Below are 5,373 nucleotides of genomic sequence, written 5' to 3'. Positions count from 1 at the left end.
CGCATGCTGTAGAAATATCGCGAGTACGATGAGCAGCATGATGCCGCTCGCTTTGGCGTAGAGTTTGTTGGCGGTGATGAAAACCAGCATCAGTGTGACGCCCATCATCAGGAAAATATCGAACGAGCTGGCGGCCAGGTCGATCGCGAGGGGGCGCGTCATCGCCGCGGAGCCCAGGACCACGGAGGTGTTGGCCATGTTGGAACCGATGATGTTGCCGATGCTCATATCGGCTTTTCCCTGCCGTGCCGCCTTGATGCTGACGACCAGTTCGGGCAGACTCGTTCCGAACGCGATAAGCAGCAAACCGATGATCCACTCGCTGATGCCGAACGTTCTGGCTATGTTCGCGGCACTCTCGATGGCGTAATCGGCACCGACGACGACCAGGAGGAAGCCGACAAAAAGGAGTGCGAGGGTTTTGGGCCAGTTGAAGGGCTCCTTTTTCAGCTCCTCGTCCACTTCGGCAATCTGCTCTTCGCCGCTGGATTGGATGAGAAACATGATGTAGGCACTCATCATGGCAAACAGCAGAAAGCCGTCGAGACGGGAGAGAGAGCCGTCTAGAATCATCAGCGGGAAGATGATGACGGGAAAGAGAAGCCAGGCACTGTCTTTGAAGAAGAGATCGCGGCCGGGTGCGATACGCGACGCGATGAGAAATACGAGTCCGAGAACGAGTGAAATGTTCATGATGTTCGAGCCCAGAACGTTGGCGACGGCCATTTCGCTCTGCCCCTTGAGGCTCGCCGCGACGCTGGCCGCCATCTCCGGCAGGCTGGTGCCCAGTGCGATCAGTGTCGCACCGATAATGAATTCGCTGATGTTGTAATGCAGAGCGATGCGTTCCGATTCACGAATAATGAATTCGGCTCCCCAGATGAGTGCACCCATACTGACGACGAAAATGACAAAATCGATCATGACCCACCTTCCATACGGACAATCAGACTCTCGGGCAGGCCGAAGTGTCGGATAATCTCCTCCTCTTTTCTTCGCATCTCTCCTTTGTCGGTTTCATGGTCGTAGCCGAGAAGATGGAGAAGTCCATGAATGAAAAGCAGCGCGATTTCATCGTCGAGGGAGTTGTGGTACTCGCTCGCTTTGTTTTTTGCGTATTCGACACTGATGACGATCTCACCGAGCGGTGTGAAGGGGACTTTTTCGAGCGGAAAACTGAGAACGTCCGTCGGTTTGTCGATACCGCGATGTTCACGATTCATCGCCTGTATCGTCGCATTGTCGGTGAAGATCAGTTCGATGTCTCGATCGGTGAGTTCCGCCGCAATCGTTTCGAGCAGGTTGACGTTGGGCTGGTAGTTCGTTTCATTGGTTATCTCTATCATGGGGGCGATTCTATCGAAAATTGCATAAAAAGAGGATAGTTTAAAGGATTGGGCAAAAGATGGGAGCTACCGGGCAATCGCTATTTCGTTCAAGTCTTCGTCGAGCATCAGACTGCCGGCTCGCAACATATCTATCTCACCGGTCGAAGTCAACGGCATCCTGAGAACTATCTCTTTCCTGTCCATTTCTTCAACGATACCGAGTGCCGCCAGAAAACCCATTCTGTCGATCATACCCACGAGTTGCCTCTTCTGCAGAGGCGATCTGCCGACAATGCCTACGTTATCGACTGAAAGGGAGACTCTTCTGCTCTGCTGGAAATAGTGCTTGAAATGTGAGTGTCTGAATGCACGGCGTTTCGAGGCCGAACTCTTTTTTACCATGCTCGCAACCGGCACGTCCGCAATTGAAAAACGCGCACATTTTCGCCAGGGTGAAAGGATCGGTTCGAGTTCGTTCTCTTTCTGCAATGCTACGACGATGGATGGTGCGAGAAGTTCGAATTTACTCCATTTCAGCGTCAAGCCTCCAGCATTCGGTGCGATAAAACCGGTCGTATCGACAAGGATCGTTTCAGCGCCCCATCCGATCGCTTTTTGTACAAGCCTCTGCAAACCGGTAATCGTCTGCAGCATATGGCCCGATGGAGAGGTCGCACCGACGAACCATCTTGCCAGCGGCCTGTACGAGGCACCCGCTTCCGGTATGTTGAGTGTCTGTGTCGTCGGCGGACCGGTCGTCGTCTGTCCGATGTCTCCATCGATCCATACAACTTTTCTATCAAGGCGTAGTCTCCCGGCAAGATAGCGTACAAGTGTGCTTTTGCCTGTATCGACTCCACCGATCACCAGGACGACTCCCTTCGCCATCTTTCTCTCCAGTAGCCGCCATTGTGGTGGAATATCGACAGATTCCATTTTTAGCACTCCTTGCCATATTCTACCATGTAAGGGTGGGATATTTGGGAGATTGAAAGTGTTTTGAAGGTAAAATTTCATCGAAGTTTACTATGGAGAGCAGTGATGAAAAAAGCGGTAGTGATTCTCAGTGGCGGTATGGATTCGACGACGGCGGCCTATATCGCAAAATCGGAGGGGTACGAAATCGTCGCACTTCATTTCGATTACAGGCAGCGGACACAAAAGCGGGAACGCCAGGCGTTCGAAGCCATCTGCGATGCCCTGGGCGTCGCCGGCCGATATGTGATCGATCTCCCTTTTTTCGAACAGATCGGGGCTTCGGCACTGACGGACAGGAGTATCGAAGTGCCGACCGGCGGAATAGAGGAGGGTGTTCCGGTAACCTATGTGCCGTTTCGGAACGGGATCTTTTTGAGTATCGCTGCGGCGGTAGCCGAAAAAGAGGGAGCCGAAGCGCTCTATATCGGTGTCGTGGAAGAGGACAGCAGCGGATATCCCGACTGCCGGGAAGATTTCATCGCCGCGATGCAGAGAGCGATCAATCTGGGCACGAAAGAGGAGACACATCTTGCCATCAAAACACCGCTCGTCCATTTGAAGAAAGAGGATATTGTCAAAACAGCCGTGGAGTATGAGGTTCCGCTCGAACTGACATGGAGCTGTTACCAGAACGAGGAGGAAGCGTGCGGTCTGTGCGACAGCTGCCGTCTGCGTCTCAAAGGTTTTGAAAAAGCGGGATTGAGAGACAAAATTCCTTACAGAAAGTCGAAATGAAACAAAAGAGGTTCGGAAGTATTTGTCCTTTTCTATCCAGGAGACCGATTTGCACCCGACACCCTTTTTGAAATCTCCAAATAGCCGATACTATTCATTGAATTGTCCATGACAAACGTATAACAGGATAAATATTACAGATATGAGATCGACAGGATTCCATCTTTTTTTTCTATTTACCCTTTCACTGCTCTTTGCCGGCTGCGGGCCTGTGACCGTCAACCCGGAGCCGGAAATCGTATCGGTTCAGCCGACCGTTCCACAGTGGTATGAAAACCCACCGGAAAACACCGGGGAATGGCTCTACGGAAAAGGTGAAGGCAACACCTCCGACGAGGCAGAGAGCCAGGCATTGGAAAATCTCGTAGCTCGTCTCTCGTCGGATCTGTCGATCGACTATCTCTCCAAAGTATCTGCGGGAAAAGGTGTATACCGGTATCTCTCACACGATGATCTGCAGAAGATGGAGAACATTCTGACCAATCTGCCCGTTTCAGACTATGAGACGCTTCACAACGAAAAGATTGCACAAAACCGTTATATCGCTTTGGTGCGCATGAGCCGCCATACGTTCGTCAAACCTCTGAAAAGGGAGGTGGTCAGGCGTCTCGTCACGATAGAAGAGTCCTGGCTTGAAACCAGGTCGTCGAATGTTCTGAAGCGGTACAGCATGGCGAAAAGAGCGCATCAGAAGATGGTGAAACTTCTGCCCGCCTATCTTCTCGCTATGTCGATCGATCCTTTTTCAGAAAATATCAGAAACCGTATCGAGCAGGGGCTCCCCTACTTCATACGAAAAGAGCGGTCGTTGAAGAGACGTCTGAGTTTTTGCGTGGAGCAGGGGAGTACGCCGGCACTGAAACTCTTTACCGATGCTGTCGGCTCCGCATTGAAAAAAGAGAAGCTGCATGTCGTAAACGCGTGGGATGCCAACGATCACACCGTCTGTATCACGATCGACGGGCATTTTGTTCACAAAAAAGGCACAAGAAACCATATCGTCAAAGCCTATGTCGATGTGAAAGTGCATGAACCCTATCAGAAACCGATGGAAACCAGGCGCTATATTGTCAAAGGCATTTCCGAAGAGAGTGGGACCCAGGCACTCGAAAAAGCCGCCAGAGCGTTGGAAAAGGCACTTAGAAAAGATTTCCCGTTTACCGGATAGCCAGATATTTCGCTTCGCTGATATCGCTCCACGGTTTGATCGTCCGGTAGTAGCGTTCCATGGATTCGAAAACCCGTTTGAAATCGGAACTCTCTCCACTTTGCTCTTCGACAACCTGTGCCAGTGCCGTTTTGGCCGCTTCGATAATCTCCGGTGGAAAATCTCTGATATCGACCTGAACCTCTTTGAGCTTTTCGAGCGCGATCGCATTTTCGTGCATAAACTCATGATACATTTCGGCGGTCATGGCTTCGGCAGCATAGTGAAGAATAGCCTTGTGCTCCTCACTCAGTGATTCGAAGCGTGCTTTGTTGAACGTCAGCTCCAGAATCGATCCCGGCTCGTGCCATCCGGTATAGTAGTAGCGCGCCACTTTGTAGAATCCCATCCGAATATCGAGAGCGGGGCCGACCCATTCGGTTGCGTCGATCGTACCGCGTTCCAGTGAGGTGTAGATTTCGCCGGCCGGCAGGAGGATCGGATTGACACCGAGTTTGGCCATGACTTCTCCGCCAAGTCCGGGAATGCGCATCTTCAGACCATGCAAATCGGCGAGCGATTCGATCGGTTTGCGAAACCATCCGCCCATCTGAACGCCCGTGTTGCCACCGACGAAAGGGTAGAGGTTGAATTTGGCGTAGAGTTCCCGCCACAGATCGTAGCCGCCGCCGTAGTTCATCCAGCAGGAGAGTTCGCTGGCCACCATACCCAGCGGCAGCCCGCTGAAAAGTGCAAATGCCGGATTTTTTCCTTTCCAGTAGTAGGGGCCGGAGTGAAATGCATCGATCTGTCCGCTGCTGGTCGCGTCGAATACGGCCAGAGCCGGCACGAGAATATTTTTCGGATAGACCTTGATCTCCAGCGAACCGCCGCTCATCGCCTTCACTTTTTCGGCGAAGCGGTCGACCCCCGTCCCCATAATCGGAAAATTTGCCGGCCAGCTCGTGGCGAGTTTGAGCTTCACCTTTTTCCGGCGGCTGATATTGACGTTTTTCTTTCCTTCGATCATCTCCCGGGTACAGCCGGAAAAACCGATTGCCGCCGTTGCCGCGATGGCACCTTTGACGAAATCTCTACGTTTCATGGAAAACCCTTGTTGGTTTTAATTGATTTGGAAATTATACAACAGTAAAAAAGTGGGGTCGCCGCTGCGCGGCTTTGTGA

At 51.9% G+C, this 5,373-nt stretch carries 6 protein-coding genes; 2 read left to right on the top strand and 4 right to left on the bottom strand.

Annotation, left to right across the window (positions count from 1 at the left end; translation table 11 throughout):
- From Q1K24_RS03990 to Q1K24_RS03980, 3 genes are all read right to left on the bottom strand, one after another.
- Positions 1-924, bottom strand: a 924-nt coding sequence (locus Q1K24_RS03990) for a calcium/sodium antiporter (protein ID WP_366903530.1), incomplete at its 3' end; no start/stop codon positions are given.
- On the bottom strand, positions 921-1,346 hold the full coding sequence (gene ybeY, locus Q1K24_RS03985; RefSeq protein ID WP_300366303.1) for an rRNA maturation RNase YbeY: 426 nt from the start codon (positions 1,344-1,346) through the stop codon (positions 921-923). The genes ybeY and Q1K24_RS03990, both read right to left, overlap by 4 nt.
- A gap of 66 nt (positions 1,347-1,412) precedes the next feature.
- Entirely contained in the window at positions 1,413-2,264 is an 852-nt protein-coding gene (locus tag Q1K24_RS03980) for a Clp1/GlmU family protein (protein WP_300366300.1), read from the bottom strand.
- Between the two features lie 105 nt (positions 2,265-2,369).
- On the opposite strand from Q1K24_RS03980, the gene queC reads away from it, so the two are divergent.
- Both queC and Q1K24_RS03970 read left to right on the top strand, forming a co-directional pair.
- Positions 2,370-3,041, top strand: a complete 672-nt coding sequence (gene queC / locus Q1K24_RS03975; RefSeq protein WP_300366297.1) for a 7-cyano-7-deazaguanine synthase QueC — start codon at positions 2,370-2,372, stop codon at positions 3,039-3,041.
- Positions 3,042-3,183: 142 nt separating this feature from the next.
- Positions 3,184-4,209, top strand: coding sequence for a hypothetical protein (locus tag Q1K24_RS03970; protein ID WP_300366294.1), 1,026 nt, complete (start codon positions 3,184-3,186; stop codon positions 4,207-4,209).
- On the opposite strand, the gene Q1K24_RS03965 is transcribed toward Q1K24_RS03970, so the two are convergent.
- On the bottom strand, positions 4,199-5,293 hold the full coding sequence (locus Q1K24_RS03965) for a TRAP transporter substrate-binding protein (protein ID WP_300366291.1): 1,095 nt from the start codon (positions 5,291-5,293) through the stop codon (positions 4,199-4,201). The genes Q1K24_RS03970 and Q1K24_RS03965 overlap by 11 nt on opposite strands.
- Positions 5,294-5,373 lie beyond the last annotated feature (80 nt).

It is taken from the genome of Hydrogenimonas sp., from assembly GCF_029932565.1.
GTDB lineage: Bacteria > Campylobacterota > Campylobacteria > Campylobacterales > Hydrogenimonadaceae > Hydrogenimonas.
This window is presented reverse-complemented; position numbering and strand designations above follow the sequence as displayed.